The 18,832-nt window shown below is 71.2% G+C and carries 12 protein-coding genes; 8 read left to right on the top strand and 4 right to left on the bottom strand.

Annotation, left to right across the window (positions count from 1 at the left end):
* Positions 1–19 precede the first annotated feature (19 nt).
* Genes OG462_RS34410 through OG462_RS34385 form a run of 6 tightly spaced genes read left to right on the top strand, consistent with a single transcriptional unit; the run spans position 20 to position 4,158 of the window.
* Positions 20–490, top strand: coding sequence for a cupin domain-containing protein (locus OG462_RS34410; RefSeq protein WP_406063770.1), 471 nt, complete (start codon positions 20–22; stop codon positions 488–490).
* The gene (locus OG462_RS34405; RefSeq protein WP_406063768.1) at positions 487–1,755 is read left to right on the top strand and encodes a beta-ketoacyl-[acyl-carrier-protein] synthase family protein; all 1,269 of its coding nucleotides are present in this window, start codon (positions 487–489) and stop codon (positions 1,753–1,755) included. The genes OG462_RS34410 and OG462_RS34405 overlap by 4 nt, the downstream gene beginning before the upstream one ends.
* The gene (locus OG462_RS34400) at positions 1,752–2,999 is read left to right on the top strand and encodes a ketosynthase chain-length factor (RefSeq protein ID WP_406063766.1); all 1,248 of its coding nucleotides are present in this window, start codon (positions 1,752–1,754) and stop codon (positions 2,997–2,999) included. Before OG462_RS34405 ends, OG462_RS34400 begins: the two co-directional genes overlap by 4 nt.
* 24 nt (positions 3,000–3,023) lie before the next feature.
* Positions 3,024–3,284 carry a phosphopantetheine-binding protein gene (locus OG462_RS34395; protein WP_406063765.1) on the top strand — a complete coding sequence of 87 codons (261 nt, stop codon included), beginning with the start codon at positions 3,024–3,026 and terminating at the stop codon, positions 3,282–3,284.
* 1 nt (position 3,285) lies between these two features.
* Complete coding sequence (locus tag OG462_RS34390) at positions 3,286–3,765, top strand: SRPBCC family protein (RefSeq protein WP_406063763.1); 480 nt, start codon at positions 3,286–3,288, stop codon at positions 3,763–3,765.
* Between the two features lie 60 nt (positions 3,766–3,825).
* Positions 3,826–4,158, top strand: coding sequence for a TcmI family type II polyketide cyclase (locus OG462_RS34385; protein ID WP_250760612.1), 333 nt, complete (start codon positions 3,826–3,828; stop codon positions 4,156–4,158).
* A 94-nt stretch (positions 4,159–4,252) separates the two neighbouring features.
* Here the strand turns inward: OG462_RS34385 and OG462_RS34380 are convergent, their stop codons facing one another.
* Positions 4,253–5,302, bottom strand: a complete 1,050-nt coding sequence (locus OG462_RS34380) for a methyltransferase (RefSeq protein WP_406063760.1) — start codon at positions 5,300–5,302, stop codon at positions 4,253–4,255.
* A gap of 52 nt (positions 5,303–5,354) precedes the next feature.
* Entirely contained in the window at positions 5,355–6,419 is a 1,065-nt protein-coding gene (locus OG462_RS34375; RefSeq protein WP_406063758.1) for a nitrous oxide reductase family maturation protein NosD, read from the bottom strand.
* 186 nt (positions 6,420–6,605) lie between these two features.
* On the opposite strand from OG462_RS34375, the gene OG462_RS34370 reads away from it, so the two are divergent.
* Complete coding sequence (locus tag OG462_RS34370; protein WP_406063756.1) at positions 6,606–8,153, top strand: MFS transporter; 1,548 nt, start codon at positions 6,606–6,608, stop codon at positions 8,151–8,153.
* A 350-nt stretch (positions 8,154–8,503) separates the two neighbouring features.
* On the opposite strand, the gene OG462_RS34365 is transcribed toward OG462_RS34370, so the two are convergent.
* Both OG462_RS34365 and OG462_RS34360 read right to left on the bottom strand, forming a co-directional pair.
* Positions 8,504–9,679: an FAD-dependent monooxygenase gene (locus OG462_RS34365; RefSeq protein WP_406063754.1), complete on the bottom strand. Its 1,176-nt coding sequence runs from the start codon at positions 9,677–9,679 to the stop codon at positions 8,504–8,506.
* A 74-nt stretch (positions 9,680–9,753) separates the two neighbouring features.
* Entirely contained in the window at positions 9,754–10,938 is a 1,185-nt protein-coding gene (locus tag OG462_RS34360) for a methyltransferase (RefSeq protein ID WP_406063753.1), read from the bottom strand.
* A 309-nt stretch (positions 10,939–11,247) separates the two neighbouring features.
* Between OG462_RS34360 and OG462_RS34355 the strand changes: the two genes are divergently transcribed.
* Positions 11,248–18,438 (top strand): amino acid adenylation domain-containing protein, encoded by a 7,191-nt coding sequence (locus tag OG462_RS34355; RefSeq protein WP_406063751.1) that lies wholly within the window; start codon positions 11,248–11,250, stop codon positions 18,436–18,438.
* Positions 18,439–18,832 lie beyond the last annotated feature (394 nt).

Raw genomic sequence — 18,832 nt, 5'->3', positions numbered from 1 at the left:
ACATCCGGAGGTATCAACCATGCTCAAGCAACGTCCACGCATCGTGAACCTGAGCGAGACGGAACCCAACCGCAGGCGGGGAGGTGACCTGCGGGCCATGCTCACGCCGGCCACCGTGGGTGCCACCAGCGGCTTCATGGGCCTGGCCATCGTTCAGCCGGGCGAGCGCATCGGCGAGCACTACCACCCGTACTCCGAGGAGTTCGTGTACGTCGTCTCGGGCGCGCTGGAAGTGGACCTGGACGGCGACACGTACGCACTCCAGCCCGATCAGGGGCTCCTGATCCCGATCGACATGCGGCACCGCTTCCGCAACGTCGGCGACGTGGAGGCCCGCATGGTCTTCCACCTGGGCCCGCTCGCCCCGCGTCCGAGCCTCGGCCACGTCGACACGGAGGTCACCGAAGAGGCCCAGTTCGCCGCCGCGGGCCCGCACCCGACCGTGCACGACCCGGCACAGGTCTCCGAGCGAAGCGGGGCCATCGAGTGACCCGGCGAGTGGCCGTCACCGGCATCGGTGTGGTCGCTCCGGGCGGCACCGGAGCGAAGGCGTTCTGGGACCTCCTCGCCGCCGGCCGTACCGCGACCCGCGGCATCACCCTGTTCGACCCGGTCGGGCTGCGCTCCCGCATAGCCGCCGAGTGCGACTTCGATCCGGCGGACCACGGACTGGACCCGGACCTGAGCCGCCACGCCGACCGGTACATCCAGTTCGCCGTCGTCGCCGCCGGGGAAGCCGTCCGCGACGCCGCACTCGACACCGACACCGAAGACCCCTGGCGCGTCGCCGTCTCCCTGGGCAGCGCCGTCGGCGGCACCACCCGGCTCGAACACGACTACGTCCTGGTCAGCGCGGGCGGCCGGCGGTGGGACGTGGACCACCGCGCGGCCGACCCCAAGCTGCACATGGCGTTCTCTCCGAGCACGCTCGCCTCCGTCGTGGCCGAACAGTTCGGCGCCCGCGGCCCGGTGCAGACCGTCTCCACCGGATGCACCTCCGGCCTCGACGCCGTCGGCTACGCCTTCCACACCATCGAGGAAGGCCGCGCGGACGTCTGCATCGCCGGGGCGTCGGACTCCCCGATCTCCCCGATCACCATGGCCTGCTTCGACGCCATCAAGGCCACGTCGCCCGACAACGACGACCCGGAGCACGCCTCCAGGCCCTTCGACAACAACCGCAACGGTTTCGTCATGGGCGAAGGCGCGGCGGTCCTCGTCCTGGAGGAGTACGAGCACGCCAGGGCCCGCGGTGCGCACATCTACTGCGAGATCGGCGGCTACGCCACCTTCGGCAACGCGTACCACATGACCGGCCTGACCGGCGAGGGACTGGAGATGTCCCGGGCGATCGACTCCACGCTCGACCAGGCCCGGCTCGACCCCACGCTGATCGACTACGTCAACGCGCACGGCTCGGGCACCCGGCAGAACGACCGGCACGAGACCGCAGCCGTGAAGCGGTCCCTGGGCGCACACGCCTACGACACGCCCATGAGCTCCATCAAATCCATGGTGGGGCACTCGCTCGGCGCGATCGGCGCGATAGAGGTGGCCGCCTGCGTCCTCGCGCTGAAGCACCAGGTGGTACCTCCGACGGCGAACTACGAGACCCCCGACCCCGAGTGCGACCTGGACTACGTGCCGCGCACCGCCCGCCCCCGGAAGCTCAGGAACGTGCTCTCCGTGGGCAGCGGATTCGGCGGCTTCCAGTCCGCGGTGCTCCTGACAGGGCCGGGTGGGAGGACACGATGAGCACTGAGCGCCCACGGCGCGCGGTCGTCACCGGGATCGGTGTGATCGCCCCCAACGGATTGCGCGCCGACGCGTACTGGAAGTCCGTCCGGGAGGGGCTCGGCGTACTGGACCGGATCACCCGCGAGGGTTGCGAGGACATGCCGCTCAAGGTCGCGGGCGAGGTCCGGGGCTTCGACGCCTCCGCCCTGATCGAGGAGCGTTTCCTCGTCCAGACCGACCGGTTCAGCCACTACGCCATGGCCGCGGCCCAACTCGCCCTCGACGACGCCGGCCTCGCCCGCGACGACCCGGAGGAGCCCTTCTCGATCGGCGTGGTCACCGCTGCCGGTTCGGGCGGCGGCGAGTTCGGCCAGCGGGAGCTCCAGAAGCTGTGGAGCCAGGGATCCAAGTTCGTCGGGCCGTACCAGTCCATCGCCTGGTTCTACGCCGCGAGCACCGGCCAGATCTCCATCCGGAGCGGGTTCAAGGGGCCGTGCGGAGTGGTCGCGAGCGACGAGGCGGGCGGCCTGGACGGCATCGCCCACGCCGCTCGGGCCGTACGACGCGGAACGGGCGCGGTGATCGTCGGCGCCGCCGAGGCGCCCCTCGCCCCGTACTCGATGGTGTGCCAGCTCGGATACCCGGAGCTCAGCACCGTCGAGGACCCGGACCGCGCCTACCGGCCCTTCACCGCCGGAGCCTGCGGCTTCGTCCCGGCGGAGGGCGGCGCGATGCTCGTCGTGGAGGACGAGTCCCGTGCCCGCGACCGGGGAGCGGCCGTCCGGGCCGTCGTGGCCGGCCACGGCGCCACGTTCACCGGCGCCTCCCGATGGGAGGAGTCCCGGGAGGGACTCGCCCGCGCCATCCGTGTCGCCCTCGACGAGGCCGAGTGCGCCCCCGAGGAGATCGACGTCGTCTTCGCCGACGCCCTGGGCGTGCCGGAGGCGGACCGCGCCGAGGCGCTGGCGATCGCCGACGCCCTCGGGGCACACGCCACCCGCGTACCCGTCACGGCGCCCAAGACGGGCATCGGCCGCGCCTACTGCGGGGCGCCCGTCCTGGACGCCGCCGCCGCGGTCTTCGCGATGGAACACGGCCTGGTGCCCCCCACCCCCAACGTGTTCGACATCTGCCACGACCTCGATCTGGTGATGTCCCGCGCTCGCCCCGCCGAGCTGCGCACGGCCCTCGTCCTCAGCCGGGGACTCATGGGATCCAACGCGGCGCTGGTCGTGCGCCGCGGCGACGACTCCGCCCGGTAGGACCGGGCGGGAAGGAGAGCACAGATGATCACCACCGCACTGACCTTCGACGAACTCGCCGCGCTGATGAAGCAGGCGGCCGGGGTCACCGTCGACGCCCGGGAGCTGGAGAAGGCGCCGGACGCGCCGTTCACCACCCTCGGCCTCGACTCGCTCGGCCTGCTCGGGATCGTCGGCGAGCTGGAGAACCGGTACAGCGTGGCGCTGCCCACCGACGCCGAGCGCTGCAAGACGCCCGTCGAGTTCCTCGGCCTGGTCAACAGCGCCCTCAAGACGGGAGCCTGACGTGTCCGGTCACACCGACAACAGCATCACCATCGACGCCCCGCTCGACCTCGTCTGGGACATCACCAACGACATCGAGAACTGGCCCCAGCTCTTCAGCGAGTACGCCGCGCTCGAGGTGCTCTCCCGCGAGGGCGACTCGACGACCTTCCGCCTGACCATGCACCCGGACGAGTCCGGGAAGGTCTGGAGCTGGGTGTCGGAGCGCACGGTGGACCGCCCCGGGCGGACCGTCCGCGCCCGTCGCGTCGAGACCGGCCCGTTCGACCACATGAACATCCGGTGGGAGTACGAGGAGACGCCGGCCGGCGTCCACATGCGCTGGGTGCAGGACTTCGCCATGAAGCCCGAGGCTCCGGTCGACGACGCCTGGATGACCGACAACATCAACCGCAACTCCCGCACGCAGATGGCCCTCATCCGGGACCGCATCGAGCAGGTCGCCCGCGACCGCCGGGGCGCCTCGGTCCTGCCCGGCTGACCGCACTCGGCCGCGCACGCCTGCACACCCGCACACCCGCACACCCAGGAAGGACGCTCGATGCACCACGCTCTGATCGTCGCCCGCATGGCGCCCGATTCGGCGCCGGCGATCGCCGACGTGTTCGCCGCCTCCGACCGTGGCGAACTCCCCCATCTGGTCGGCGTCACCCGGCGTCGCCTGTTCCAGTTCGGCGACGTGTACCTGCACCTCATCGAGTCGGAACAGGACCCGGCGCCGGCCATCGCGAAGCTGACCGGGCACCCGGAGTTCCGGGACGCCAGCGAGAAGCTGTCGGCGTACGTCAGCGCGTACGACCCGCAGACGTGGCGCAGCCCCAAGGACGCCATGGCGCAGTGCTTCTACCGCTGGGAGCGGGACGCACGTTCCTGATCTCCCGCGCGTACGCACGACAGAGAAACCCGAGGCCGCCCGCCCCGCGAACTACGCGGAGCGGGCGGCCTCGGGTTTCCCTCCTTCGCCCCCGTCAGACGGGAACGGTGCACTCGAACGCGTGGAGGTACGCGTTGACCGGCCGGATCTCGCCGATGACGAGCCCCGCGTCCGTCAGCCGGTCGACCATGCTCTGCCGGGTGTGCTTCGCACCGCCGACATTGAGGAGCAGCAGCAGGTCCATGGCCGTCGTGAACCTCATCGAGGGCGTGTCGTCCACGAGGTTCTCGATCACGACGACCCGGGCGCCGGGACGCGCCGCCTTGCGGACGTTGGCGAGCGCCCTGCGGGTGCTGTCGTCGTCCCACTCCAGGATGTTCTTGATGATGTACACATCCGCCTGGACCGGGATGTCCTCACGGCAGTCGCCGGCCACGACACGGACCCGGGGGCTCAGCGCGCCGCCGTCCCGCAGGCGCGGGTCGGCGTTGTCCACCACCCCGGGCAGGTCGAGCAGCGTGCCGTTCAGGGTGGGGTGCCGCTCCAGCAGACTCGCCAGGACGTGCCCCTGTCCCCCTCCGATGTCCGCGACCGAGGAGGCCCCCTGCAGATCGAGCAGGTCGGCGACGTCCCGGGCGGACTGCTGGCTGGACGTCGTCATGGCCCGGTTGAACACGTACGCGGACTCGGGCGCCTCTTCGTTGAGGTAGGTGAAGAACTCCTTCTCGTACACGTCCTCGAAGACGTTGCGGCCCGAGCGCACCGCCTCGTCGAGCTTCGGCCAGACGTCCCACGTCCACGGCTCCGTGCACCACAGGGCGATGTACCGCAGGCTGTGCGGATCGTCCTCGCGCAGCAGCCGGGACATCTCGGTGTGGGCGAACGTGCCGTCGGGGTGCTCCGTGAAGACGCCCTGGCAGGACAGCGCGCGCAGCAGCCGCCGCAGTGTTCTCGGCTGGGTCTTCACCGCGGCCGCCAGGTCCTCGACGGTCATGGGCGTGTCGGCCAGGGCGTCCGCCACACCGAGGCGGACGGCCGCGCGTACGGCGGCGGCGCGCGCCGCCCCGAACACGAGCTCCCTGAGCCGCATGGGCGGCGGCGGAGCCGGATCGACAGTCGGGGGAACCGGATCAACAGTCGTCATCTGTCGCCTTGTCTGTGCTGTGGTGCCGTGGGTGGGGAAGCGGAGCAGACCGTCAGCACATGCCTGCGGGCTCCGAGACCCCACAGGTGTTGCCACGGAAGGTGTTGCCCTTGCCGGTGTCCCGGTTGGCGAGGTCGGCCGAGCCGTTGCGGAGCACGACGTTGTCGCGGATCTCGTTGCGCTCGTTGAGGGCGCCCACGAAGCTCTTGAAGAGCACGATGCCGCCCGACAGCGGCGAGGCGCCGACGTTGTCCACGATCCTGTTCTCCGCCACCAGCGTCTCCTCGGCGCCGGTGAGGACGATTCCCGAGCCCTGCAGGAAGGGCAGTCGGGGGGTCTTGGGGCAGTGCTTGTTGTTGGCGTGGATGTTGTTCCGGCGCAGGCTCATCGCCCCGGCGCGCGGAGTGGACTCGTCGCCCACCACGAACACGGCGGCGCAGTTCCCGGTCGCCTCGTTGCGCTCGACGGTCAGGTTCCGCAGGCGCCGCACGGTGACGCCGATCCGGTTGCCGGAGATTCGGTTGTGGCTGATCACCGTCCCCTTGGTGTCGACGGCGCCCGCCTCCGTGTCGGTGGTGTTGGAGACGAACAGTCCGGCGTCGGCGTTGTCCCGGGCGACGTTGTGGGTCAGCACGCTGCGTACGGAGCGCTCCAGGGCGATGCCCCAGTTGCCGTTCTTCTCGGCGGTCACCCGGTGGACCTTCAGCCGGTCGGTCTGCGACGCCCACAGGCCGTTCTTGGTGAAGCTCCTGAGCGTCAGCGAGCGCACGGTGACGCCCTCGACGGGACTGCTGTCCGTGCCGGTCACGCAGATGCCGTGGCCGGCCTTGGCGCACACGTCGTCGGCGGCGGCCTTGCCGGGTACGAGGACGGTGGGGAAGACGGTCGAGCCCCGCAGGGTCAGGTTCGACGTGGTGATGCGGACGCTCTCACGGTAGGTGCCGGGGGAGAGTACGACGGTGTCCCCGGGCTTCGCGGCGTCCACTGCTTGCTGGATCGATTCGCCCGGCTTGACCCGGTGCACCGTCCGATGGTCGGCCGTCGGAGCGGCGGCCCCCATCCCCGAGACCACGAGGGTCACGGTGCATGCCAGGTAGGCGATCTGTCGTCTGGTCATACGGCGAAGCTATGAGCGCGTGTTCCGACCTGCCACCGCTGATCCTCCAGGCGGCCCTAGGCATACCTCCCTGCGGTCCACGCGATGGGCGTGGCGCGCGGGTCCTGGGGGGAAACGGCGCTCCGCCGTGGATCATGGGGCCGCCGGGGGCACCTCTTCGGTGCAGCGGGCAGGTAAGGGGTTCGGATGCGCAAGTGGTGGCCCTTGGCGGCGATCTGTCTGGGCACCTTCATGCTTCTGCTGGACGTCACGATCGTGACCGTGGCGCTGCCCGCCATGGCCGCGGACCTCGGCACCACGCTCCCCGATGTGGAGTGGGTGGTCGACATCTACGCTCTGGCACTGGCGTCGCTGCTGCTCGGCGTCGGTTCCCGCGCCGACCGGATCGGCCGCAGGAAGGTGTATCTCGTCGGGCTGATCGTCTTCACCGCGGCTTCGCTGGTGTGCGCGGTCGCCCCGAACGTGGGTGTGCTGATCGGCGCCCGGGCGGTACAGGGACTGGGCGCCGCCGGGATGTTCGGCACGACGATCGCCCTGCTCGGCATGCACTACAGCGGCCGGGAGCGGGGTGTGGCGTTCGCCGTGTGGGGGGCCACCAACTCGGTCGCCGCAGCGGCCGGGCCGGTGGTCGGCGGAGTCCTCACCCAGTACCTGGACTGGCGATGGATCTTCTTCGTCAACCTGCCGGTCTGCCTGGCCGCCGTCGTGATGACCCTGCGTTCGGTACGAGAGGCCAAGGGCCAGGGGCGGCAGCGTGCGGACGTGCTCGGCATGGTCACCTTCACGGTGGCATGCGGGGCCCTCACGTTCGGGCTGATCCGAGCCCACTCCGACGGCTGGGCTGCATCCTCCACGCTCGGCCTGTTCGCAGTGGCGGCCGTCGCCCTCACCCTCTTCGTCGTGGTCGAGACGAGGCACGAGCACCCCGTCCTCGACCTGTCGCTGTTCCGCAGGCCGTCGTTCACCGGGATCATGATCAGCGCCCTGTTCCTGCAGGGCGCCGCGTTCGCCTATCTGCTGTTCGAGTCGCTGTGGATGCAGTCCGTACTGGGGTACGAGCCCGTCGAAGCAGGTCTGTACATCCTGCCCATGTGCGCCTCCGCGTTCGCCGTCTCGGCGCTCGCGGGCCGCCTCGGTCCCTGGCCGCCCCGGGCATCCATCGGAGGAGGGCTGGCGCTCATCGCCCTGGGCGCGGGAATGCAGGCCACCCTCGGCGCGGAGTCTTCGGGCAGCAGCCTCGTGGCGGGGCTCGTCGTCTCCGGTCTGGGGGTCGGGCTCGTGACACCGAGTCTGTCGGCGGCGGCCCTGGCCACGGTGCCGCCGGAGCGCGGCGGCATGGTGGGCGGTGCGGTCAACACCTTCCGCCAGTTGGGCTTCGCCCTGGGGATCGCCGTGTTCGGCGTGATCTTCCAGTCGCGGATCGAGAGGGTGCTGAAGGCCGACGGCAGTGTCCCGGACCCGCACGAGGCGGCCGTCGCTCTGAGCGGCGGACAAGCGCGGTCGATCGTCGCCGGCTGGCCGGAAGGTGAACGCGCCGAGATGGCGCACCTGGTGCGTGAGGCGTTCGCGTCCGGCCTGAACGCGGTGCTGGTCGTGGCTGCGGCGCTGGGCGCGGCGGCCTCACTGCTCGTCTTTGCGACGGTACGCGTCCCGGCGGGCGGCGCCGAGCAGCAGAAGCCGGAAGCGGGCGCGAGCCCACGCGGACAGGAGCCGCGAGCGGACGCCGCCCTGTAGCGGCGGCCCCCCATGACGCGTGGCGTCGCGCGACCGCTACTGGCAGATGTACCTACGGGACCGTATCTGCTGGGCGGCGGCGTGGCGGCTCACCGCCCAGGGGCCACGCCGACCACGTCGACCGGTACGACGGGCCCGGCCGCGCGCAGCCGTTCGGCCTCCGCGTGGGCATCGGTCGCGTACGGGTCGAGGCTGAACAGTGGGTGGGACAGATCCCTGACTGCTCCTGGACGGATGCGGCCGGCCGGCGGGCGGCCGGCCCGCGGACGTGGGGGAAGGCCGGATGGTCCGCCGTCGCGGCGGGCGCCTGTGTGCTCGCCGCGGGCCGGCCGCCGACGGTCACGGGGTGGTCATCCCAGCGGGGGCCAGGTGAGGACCGCTTCGTTCTGGCTGGTGAACTTGGACATGGGCGCGAACCGGAAGTAGAGGTCGCGCATCCGGGAGGAGAACTGGCCGTCCAGCTGCTCGGTCTCGCTGAGCGCACGCGCCGCGGCGACCAGGGCCTCGGTCCGTGGCCGGCGCTCGTCCTCGTAGCCGCGCAGGGCGGAGGACAGGTCCGTGGCGTCCTTGAGGTGCTCGGCGAGGACGACGGCGTCCTCGATGGCGAGCGCCGCGCCCTGGCCGAGGCTCACCAGCATCGGGTGCGCCGCGTCCCCGAGCAGGGTCATGCGTCCGGTGCCCCACCGCTGCAGGAACGGGCGGTCCTGGGCGTTGATGGTGACGATCGTCTCCTCGGGGGTGACCCGGATCGCCTCCTGCACCTCGTCGGCCCAGCCGGCGAAGAGACCGGCGATCTTCTCCTTGCCGAGCCGCGGGTTCCCGGAGACCCAGGCGGGGACGTTCTTCGTCCCCCACCAGTACGCGCGCCCGTGGCCGATGTCGGCGAGGCCGAAGCGCTGGCCCCGCCCCCAGTAGTGCGCGGCGTAGCCCTTGGTCAGCCGCGGATGGCTGAAGGGCACCGTCGCCAGCCAGCACACGTAGTTGCCGGGCCGGGGCTCGTCGGCGCCCGCGACCTGCCGGCGGATCGCGGAGTTGAAGCCGTCCGCGCCGATCAGGATGTCGCCCGAGGCCTTCCGTCCGTCCTCGAAGGTCACCTCGACGCCGTCGTCGCCGGTCACGAACCCCGTGGCAGCGGCGTCCACTTCGATGACCTGGTCGTCGCCGAGCGCGTCGAGGAGCGTCTGCTGGAGATCGGCCCGGTGGACGGCGTGGTTCGACGCGCCCAGCCGGTCCGCGAGTTCACGGAACGGAAGCGCCCTGATCGTCCGGCCGCGCTTGGTGAGGAACTTCAGCTCGTCGAAGATCTCACCGCGCTTGTCCAGACCCGGCGCGATGTCGATGCCCAGGGTGCGCAACGCGAGGACCGCGTTGGACATCAGGGAGACCGCCGTGGTCCCCGGACGCAGCTCGGGAGCCCGTTCGAAGATCTGGACCTCGACACCGACCCGGCGCAGCGTGGCCGCGGCCGCCAGCCCGCCGATCCCGGCCCCGACGATGAGGGCCTTGCGTGTGGATTGCTGCGTCATTTCCCGCTCCTATCGGCCGGCCGCCGAGCAAGGCGGCCGGCCATCGCTTCTGCGACTCTCTGGGCGACGGCGACTCAGCCGGCCGCGGGCTTGCGGGCGCGGAGGATGACGTCGAACCGCCCGGGATACTGGCGATCCAGCGGCTCGAAGCCCGCTTCGGTGTACCACTGCTCGAATTCCCGCGGCGTGTAGGTGCGGCCCTCGGGCGACGCGACCGTCTGGACGTACGCCGACATGAACGCGGCGTGGGCGGGACCGGTCTCGTCGTCGTCCTGGGCGCAGGCGACGATCACCATGTGACCGCCCGGCTCCAGTGCGCGGTAGGTCTTCGCGAAGAGGTTGCGGACCTGCTCCGGGGACCAGATTTCGAGGAACCGGGAGTAGAGGACGCAGTCGTGGGACGAGGTGGGGAACTCGTCCTGCATGATGTCGGTTCCGACCGCGCTGACCCGCTCGGACAGGCCGGCCTCGGCGATCCGGTCGTTCGCCATCTTCGCCACGTTCGGCAGTTCGAGGATGGTCGCCCGGAGGTGCGGCCATCGCTGGGCGAGGCTGATGGCGTTGGTTCCGGTCCCCCCGCCGACGTCCAGGACACGCTGGTACGACGAGAAGTCCACGGCGCTGACGATGTCCTCGACCACCGAGCGGCTCTGGTGCTCCATCATCGCCGTGAACACCTTCTCGAGGTTCTCGTCCTGGGCGAGAAGCTCGTAGAGGGTGGTCGCCGCCGATCCGGCGAGGAGTTCGCGATCCAGCCCCAGGTTCTCGTTCTGCACAAGCGATTCGTAGAGCCAGCCCACCGGCCGGTACAACATCTCCTGGGTGTAGCGGATGATGACGGGCATAAAGGCGTCGGGGTCACCCGCCAAGATATCGGTCGCCGGGGTGTTGTGATACCCGTCGCCGTCCTTGCGGACGAGTTCGAACGCGCTGCACCCCAGCATCAGCACGTGTCCCGCGCGTTCTTCGAGACCCAGCGCTTCGGTGATCTCTTCGAGGGTGCTGCCCGGCCGCTCGTTGAGCCGGGTGAACAATTCCAGGCGTTGTGCGGCATGCAGGAACGGGAACCGGAAACTGGTGTACACCAGTTTCCACAGTTCGTCCATGGCGGTCGCCGACGGTTCGGTCATGGTGATCCCCTTCGCAATATCGCGGGCCTCGGGCACGCGACTTCGGCCGAATCGTGGTGAAGTCCGGCACCGTCCGGTGCTGCCGGTCGATGGCCACAGCCAGCCCTCCCAGTGCTCCATCTCGGACATGGAGTACGCCTTGCCTGGGCGGGTTTCGATGCACCAGAGGCAACAACAAACTCCGGTGATCACACAAGGCCCCTCATGCCTCGACATCCACCTTTGGTGGCGTGAATCGTGTGGTGCTCCCTTCCGCATCCCTGCACTCAAGGCCGTCGGAGCCCCAAAGACGACCGGGAACCTGTTCGGCTACACGACCGAAAACCACCCCATCAACCCAGTACTGCGACTACCAGGATCCCCGCGTTCTGGATGCGTTCCGCACGGCCGGGCAGGATCGGGCGCGGATCAGCAGAATTGTGCGAGGGGACCAAACTTGTGAATGCCAATGCGCGTACCCCACTGACGGCGTATCAGCGTGACGTTTGGGCGGCGAACTCCAACTTTCCGGGAAACCCCCAGTTCAACTGCCAGATCTACGACAGCTTCCAGGGCTCCGTCGACCTCGGTGTACTGGCGGGATGCCTGCACCGGGCGGCCGAGGCCGGCGACGCGTTCCGGCTGCGGTTCGGCGAGGTGGAGGGCACGCCCCACCAGTGGCTCGCCGACGCCCCCGAGGTCCGCACCGTCGATCTGAGTACCGCACCCGATCCGGCGGCCGCCTGCCGCCGATGGATACGCGACTCCTTCGACCGGCCCTTCGACCTGCGCGGCGGACGGACGTCCGAGCTGACCCTCCTCGTGGAGTCCGGTTCCGTCGTCCACGCGCACGTCAAGGCCCACCACATCGTCGCCGACGGCTGGGGCCTCAACCTGTTCATGACGCGGGTCCGTGCCGACTACGAGCACGTCCTGCGCACCGGTGCCCCGCTCACGGCCGAGGCCCCGCAGTACGTCGACTTCGTGGGCGCCGAGGGCGATTACCGCGCCTCGCGGGAGCACGAGGCGGACCGGGACCACTTCCGCGCGACCATGGCGGGCGTCGTCCCCGAGTTCTTCCCGCGGAAGGAGGCCAGCGGCGCACGGCGCAGCGCCCGCCACAGTTTCGTGGTCGAGCGGGCCCTGGTGAACCGCATCCGCGAGCGCGGCGAGTCGGTCTTCGCCTTCGTCTCGGCCGCGTTCTCCGTCTACCTCTCCCGTGTGCTGCGCACCGAGGAGGTCGTGCTCGGCGTCCCGCTGCTGAACCGTCCCACCGACGAACAGCGGCGGACGGTGGGCCACTTCGCCAACACCCTGCCGCTGCTGGCCCGTCCGACGGGCGGCAAGACCATGGGCGAGCTCGTGGCGGAGGTCCGGGACGCAACCCGCGCCCTCAAGCCGCACGAGCGGCTGGCCCTGGGCGACGTGCTGCGGGACGCCTCCCTGCACAGCAGCGACGGGCCGCGCCGCCTGTTCGACGTGACCATCGCCCACCTGCGCTGGCCGCGGCAACTGGAGATACCCGGCCTGTCCTACGGGACCGTGGTGCAGGCCCGCGCCCACGACACGGACGCGCTGGCGGTCGTCGTCAACGAGCTCGACGACGTCAGCGACGTTCTCGTCGACGTGGACTACGGCTGCGACATCTTCGACGAGGACTTCCCCGTCGAGGCGGTGGGCCGCCACGTGAAGGCCATCATCGAGCGCACCCTCGACGCCCCGGACCGGCCGCTCGCCGGGATCTCCATGCTGGGCGACGACGAGCGGGCCGCGCTGGTGGACGGCTGCGACGACACGGCCCGGGAGTACGCAGCGGACCGGACGCTCCACGGGCTGTTCGAGGAGCAGGCCGCCCGCACCCCGGACCGTACGGCCGTCGTCGACGACGCCACCGGGCAGTCGCTCAGCTTCGCCGGGCTCGACGAGCGGGCCAACCGCATCGCGCGCGTGCTGCGGGAGCGGGGGGTGCGGCCCGGTGACCGCGTCGCGGTGCTGATGGAGCGCTGCCTCTCCGTGCCGGCCGCCATCCTCGGCGTACTGAAGTCGGGTGCCGCCTACACGCCGGTGGCCCCGGACTACCCGGCGGAGCGGATCCGCTTCCTCATCGAGGACTCGGGTGCGAAGGCCGTCCTGGTGGCAGGCGGGGCGGCAGGCGGCGGGGCCGGTGCGGTGACCGGTGGCGAGGTGCCCGTCCTGGACGTGGAGGATCTCCCGCAGACCTCCGGCGGGCCCCTGGAGCCGGCCGCCGGCCCGCGCGACCCGGCCTACGTCATCTACACCTCGGGCTCCACGGGCAAGCCCAAGGGGGTGGTCGTCGAGCACCATTCGGTGATCAACCGCCTGGCGTGGATGCAGAACCGCTACCCCGTGGGCGAGGGCGACGTCCTGCTGCAGAAGACGCCGATCTCCTTCGACGTCTCGGTGTGGGAGCTGTTCTGGTGGGCCGTCGAGGGGGCCTCCCTCGCCCTGCTGCCGCCGGGCGGCGAGAAGGACCCGCGGGAGATCCTCCACACGATCGCCCGCCGCCGGGTCGGCGTCGTCCACTTCGTCCCGTCGATGTTCGCCACGTTCCTGGACCTCCTCGAGGACTCCCCCGGGCTGCTCGACGACGCCCGCTCGCTGCACCACGTCTTCTGCAGCGGCGAGGCGCTCCCGCCCGCCCTGGTGGACCGCTTCAACCGGCTCTTCGCCGGAGAGGGTGCGCCCCGGCTCGTCAATCTCTACGGGCCGACCGAGGCCACCGTCGACGTCTCGTTCTTCGACTGCCCCGCCGACCCCGCACGGCCGGTGGGCCGCGTGCCGATCGGCCGGCCCATCGACAACACCCGTCTGTACGTGCTGGACCCGGACGGCGGCCCGCAGCCGGTCGGCGCGCCCGGCGAGCTGTGCATCGCGGGCGTGGGCGTGGCCCGCGGCTATCTGAACCGGCCGGAGCTGACCCGGGAGAAGTTCGCCGACGACCCGTTCGTGCCCGGCGGCCGCATGTACCGCACCGGCGACCTCGTACGCCGCCTGGCGGGCGGTGACATCGAGTACCTGGGCCGGATCGACGGACAGGTGAAGATCCGCGGCAACCGCGTCGAACTGGGCGAGGTGCAGGACCGCCTGGCGACCTGCCCCGGCGTCCGGACGGCGGCCGTCACCGACCACCGGTCGGCCGACCGCGGCACCTTCCTCGTCGGTTACTACACCGCCGAGGAGGAGCTGGACGCGGCGGTGCTGCGCGGTCACCTGGCCACAACCCTGCCCGGGTACATGATCCCCGGCCACTTCCAGCGGCTGGACGCGATCCCGCTGACCCCGAACGGCAAGACCGACCGCCGCCGGCTCCCGGCGCCCGACGCCTCGGCGGCAGGTGACGAGGCACCGCGCGACGAGGTCGAGGCCGCGCTGGCCGCCGTCTGGTCCGAGGTGCTGGGCGTGGAGCGGGTGGGGGTGCACCAGAACTACTACGCCCTGGGCGGCGACTCCATCCTCATGCTGAGGATCCGCGCCCTCGCGGAGAAGCGGGGCGTCCGCTTCACCCTGGCCGATCTGGTGCTCAACCCCACGGTGGCCGGTCTTGCCGGCCGCGTGCGCAGCTCGGCCGCCCCGGCGGACGCGGCGCCGCTCGAGCCCTTCGCCCTGGTGCCCACCGTGGACCGGGCCCGTCTGGCCGGCCTGGCCGACGCCTACCCCGCGACCCGTCTCCAGCTCGGCCTGCTCTATCACAGCCGCGAGCACGAGAACTCGGCCGTCTACCACGACGTCTTCCATTACTCGTTCCGTCTCCCGTGGCACGAGGAGGCGCTGCGCACCGCGTTCGGCCGGCTGACCGCGCGCCACCCGGTGCTGCGCTCCGGCTTCGCGCTGGCCGGCTTCTCCGAACCCCTGCAGACCGTCCACCCGCGGGTGGACAGCGGGCTTGAGACCGTCGATCTGCGCGAGGCCGGTGCCGAGGAGGCCCAGGCCGTCATCCGGGCGCACATCGAGGAACGCCGCCATCACGCCTACGACTTCGACCACCCGCCGCTCTACCTCTTCCGCGCCCACGCCCTGCGGGACTCGGTGGAGCTCGTCTTCAGCTTCCACCACGCGATCCTCGACGGCTGGAGCGTGGCGACCCTGGTCCGGGAGCTGCTCCAGGACTACCTGCACGAGGCCGGGCAGGACGTGGAGCCCGTCGCGGACGGGTCGCTGCCGTCCGCCGCGCACTACGTGGTCGACGAGCGGCGCGCCCTGGCCTCCGAGGCGGGCCGGAGCTTCTGGCGGCGCAAGCTCGCCGGGGCGGAGCCCGTACCGCTCGACGGCTTCCGGCCCTACGAGGCGCCGGGCTCGGAGGGCGTCTTCGCGCACCGGGTGGAGCTCCCCGACGGGCTGGGGGACGCGCTGCGCGGCTTCACCCGGGAGCGGTCCGTTCCCATCAAGTCCGTGCTGTTCGCCGCGCACTGCCTGCTGCTGCGGCTGTTCGGCGGCACGGACGACGTGGTCACCGGCCTCGTCACGCACGGGCGACCGGAGCTCGCCGGTGCCGAGCGGGTCACGGGCCTGTTCCTCGGTACGACGCCCCTGCGCATCGGTCCGGGCCACCGCAGCTGGCTGGACGTGGTGCGCGAGGCCCATCTGCAGGAGCAGGAGGCACACCCTCACCGTCACTACCCCCTCAGCGCCATCCAGGAGGACCTCGGCGGCGACACCGTCATCGAGACGGCCTTCAACTACGTCAACCCGCGCGTCCTCAGCGAACTGCTGCACCACACCGGCGTGGAGCTGACGGACTTCCGCACCTACGAGGAGACGAACTTCAAGCTCCTGGTCAACGCCGTCGTCGACCCCGCCGACAAGCGGATCTGGCTGCGCATGGACCACGACGGCCGCGTCTTCACCCGGGCGCAGGCCGACCGGCTCGGCCGCGTCTACCTGGATCTGCTGCGCCGGATCGTCGAACGGCCGGACGAGGCCGTCGACTTCGGCTTCCTCGCCCCGGCCGCCGCCGTCTCCCCCCGCGCCGAGCTGCCCGCCCTGGTCACCGACCGCTTCGACGAGCGGGTCGCCGCGACACCGGACGCGATCGCCGTGGCCTTCGAGGACCAGCGGTGGACGTACCGGGAACTGGGCGAGGCCGCCGACCGGGTGGCCCGCCGCCTGGTGCGCCTGGGCGCCGGCGCCGGCTCCCGCGTCGGCCTGGCGATGGACCGCTCGCCCGAGGTCGTCGCGGCGGTGCTGGGCATCGCCAAGGCCGGCGCGGCCTGCGTCCCCATGGACGTGACGTACCCGGCGGACCGGCTCGCGCTGATGGTCGACCGCTCGGATCCCTTCCGGGTACTCGCTCCCGCGCGCCACGCCGCCCTCTTCCCGGGCGCCGAGGTGCTGCCGCTGGACGAGGCGCTCGCGGTGGACGACGGCCCGGAGCCGGTGACGCTGCCCGTCGTCACCGGGGAGACGACCGCGTACATCCTGTTCACCTCCGGGTCGACGGGTGAGCCCAAGGGCGTCGTGCTGCCGCACCGGACGCTGGCCAACTACATGGAGTGGCAGATCCCGGCGGCCAGCGGGGCGGCCGGCGGCAAGACGCTGCAGTTCGCGCCGCTGAGCTTCGACGTCTCCTTCCAGGAGATCTACTCGACGCTGTGCGGCGGCGGCACCCTCCAGCTCGTCCGCGAGGACGAGCGGCGGGACATGCCCGCGCTGCTGCGGCTCCTCGACCGGGAGGCGGTCGAGCGGGTGTTCCTGCCGTACGTCGCCCTGCAGCAACTCGCAGAGGCGTCCGAAGCCCTCGGCATCCGCCCGGCCGCGCTGCGCGTGATCATCTCCTCCGGCGAGCAGCTGCGGGTCACCGACGAGATCCGCCGCTTCTGCGCCGCGGTGCCGGGAACGGTGCTGGAGAACCAGTACGGCCCCACCGAGACCCACCTCCTCACCAGCTTCACGATGTCCGGTGACCCGGCGGAGTTCCCGGCGCTGCCGCCGATCGGCAGGCCCCTGGACGGCATCGACCTGTACGTGCTCGACGCCGCCATGCGGCCCGTGCCGCCCGGCGCGAAGGGCGTCATCCACATCGGCGGCGTCTGCCTGGCCCACGGCTACCTGGGGCGGCCCGACCTGACCGACGAGCGCTTCGTCCCCCACCCCTTCGGGGAGCCGGGCGAGCGCCTGTACCGTACGGGCGACCTGGCCCGCCTCCTGCCGAGCGGCGACCTCGTCTGGCTCGGCCGGGAGGACTCCCAGGTCAAGGTGCGCGGCTTCCGCGTCGAACTCGCCGAGGTGGAGCTGGCGCTGGCCAAGCTGACCGACGAGTACCCCGGGGTCCGCGAGATCGCGGTCGTGGCCCGGCACCGCGACGGCGCCGACGCCTTCCTCGCGGCCTTCCTCGTCGGCGCGGAGGGAGCGGCTCCGGTCGAGGACCTCCGGGCGCGGCTGCGCGGGCTCCTGCCCGACTACATGGTGCCCTCGCACTTCGAGTGGCTGCCCGCGCTGCCGCTCACCCCCAGCGGGAAGCGGGACGACGCGCAGCTGCGCCGTACCGCGCTGGCCTCCCGGGCGAGCGCCGGGCGGGTGGCGCCGCGCGACGCCCGGGAACGCGCGCTGGCCGAGGTGCTGGCGGAGCTCCTGCACGTGCCGGAGGTCGGGGTCCACGACGACTTCTTCGCGCTCGGCGGCACCTCGCTGACCGCGATGCGGCTGGTGGTGACGATCGAGAAGCTCTTCGGGGTCAACGTCCCGCTGTCGGCGCTCATCGGCACCCCCACCGTCGCCGGCCTCGCCGAGCGGCTGCGGGAGCGGGAGGCGGGCGTGGCCTACGACCCGGTCGTCCCGATCCGGACGACGGGCAGTCTCCCGCCGATGTTCCTCGTCCACCCGCTGGGCGGCAACGTTCTCTGCTACATGGGGCTGGCCAAGCACCTGCCCGAGGACCGGCCGGTGTACGCGTTGCAGGCCGCGGGCACCCACCCGGGCGTCGAACCGTCCGACTCCATCCCCGAGATCGCGGCCCGCTACCTGGAGGCGATCCGGCGGGCCCGGCCCGACGGACCGTACGTCATCGGCGGCTGGTCGTTCGGCGGGTTCATCGCCTTCGAGATGGCCCGGCAGCTGCGCCGTACCCATCCCGAGGACGTCGCCTCCCTGATCCTCATCGACCCGATCGCGGTCGCCCCCGGGGAGCGGCCGAGCGTCGCCGACGCCTCGCTCCTCGAGTGGTTCTTCTGGGAGTTGCTGTGGATGGAGCGCGGTGGCGAGACCCCGCTCGAGGCCATTCCCGAAGGCCTCGACGCCGACGGCAAGTTCGACTTCGTCGTGGAACGCGCCACGGCGGCGGGCATCCTGCCGACGGAGGGGTCGCAGGCCTCGATACGCCGCCTGTTCGCGATGTTCAAGGCGCACTGGCACGCGCTGCTGACCTACCGGCCCGAGCAGGCCCACGAGGACCTCGTACTCCTCCGGGCCACCGCCCCGCTGCCCAAGGTGCTCGAGCCGATGCACGGTGCGGCCAGCAGCCTCCACGAGGATCCGTCCAACGGCTGGCGGGAGTTGACCACCGGCCGGGTCGAGGTGGTCGAGGTGCCCGGTGACCATCTGGTGCTCCTGGAGGAGCCGCACGTCGCCGCCGTCGCCGAGCACGTGGCGCGGGCGGCGGAGCACGGCTTCGGGCGGGGCCCTTCGGAGAGGTGAGCGAGTAGCACAGGAAGCAGGCACGGGCCGCCCCTCCGCCGGGCCGTGCCTGCTTCCTGTCGGACCCCACATGCTTTGCAGCCGGAATTGCGTCCCGTTGACGGCCGGTTGGACACCCCGGGCCGATGGTGGCCAGAAATCACTCCCAAGACAATCCGCAATACCCGCTTGCCATCACACCCAAACATTGATCTCCATCTCAATTCATCAGCCGCGTATGCATTAGGCTGCCCATGGAACATGGACTCCTTCGTAGTACAGGGAATACCCCCTGGTCGCAGGGAGGTTTGCGGTACCGGTGGGCCTGACCGGGACTGCCGACTCCGTGTGGACACGGCGCACCTCCTCACGACGGGGGATTCGTGGAATTCTTTAGCGGGGAAGAAGAAATTTG

The sequence above is a fragment of the Streptomyces sp. NBC_01077 genome, assembly GCF_045162855.1.
In the GTDB taxonomy this organism is placed as follows: Bacteria; Actinomycetota; Actinomycetes; order Streptomycetales; family Streptomycetaceae; genus Streptomyces.
The sequence above is the reverse complement of the archived record's forward strand: the minus strand, read 5'-3'. Positions and strand labels throughout refer to the sequence as shown.

Bases quoted from the DNA above. Each gene is read 5' to 3' on its own strand.
- OG462_RS34410 (WP_406063770.1), top strand. From the start codon at position 20: ATGCTCAAGCAACGTCCACGCATCGTGAACCTGAGCGAGACGGAACCC.
- OG462_RS34400 (WP_406063766.1), top strand. From the start codon at position 1,752: ATGAGCACTGAGCGCCCACGGCGCGCGGTCGTCACCGGGATCGGTGTG.
- OG462_RS34395 (WP_406063765.1), top strand. From the start codon at position 3,024: ATGATCACCACCGCACTGACCTTCGACGAACTCGCCGCGCTGATGAAG.
- OG462_RS34385 (WP_250760612.1), top strand. From the start codon at position 3,826: ATGCACCACGCTCTGATCGTCGCCCGCATGGCGCCCGATTCGGCGCCG.
- OG462_RS34380 (WP_406063760.1), bottom strand. From the start codon at position 5,302: ATGACGACTGTTGATCCGGTTCCCCCGACTGTCGATCCGGCTCCGCCG.
- OG462_RS34375 (WP_406063758.1), bottom strand. From the start codon at position 6,419: ATGACCAGACGACAGATCGCCTACCTGGCATGCACCGTGACCCTCGTG.
- OG462_RS34370 (WP_406063756.1), top strand. From the start codon at position 6,606: ATGCGCAAGTGGTGGCCCTTGGCGGCGATCTGTCTGGGCACCTTCATG.
- OG462_RS34365 (WP_406063754.1), bottom strand. From the start codon at position 9,679: ATGACGCAGCAATCCACACGCAAGGCCCTCATCGTCGGGGCCGGGATC.
- OG462_RS34360 (WP_406063753.1), bottom strand. From the start codon at position 10,938: ATGTCCGAGATGGAGCACTGGGAGGGCTGGCTGTGGCCATCGACCGGC.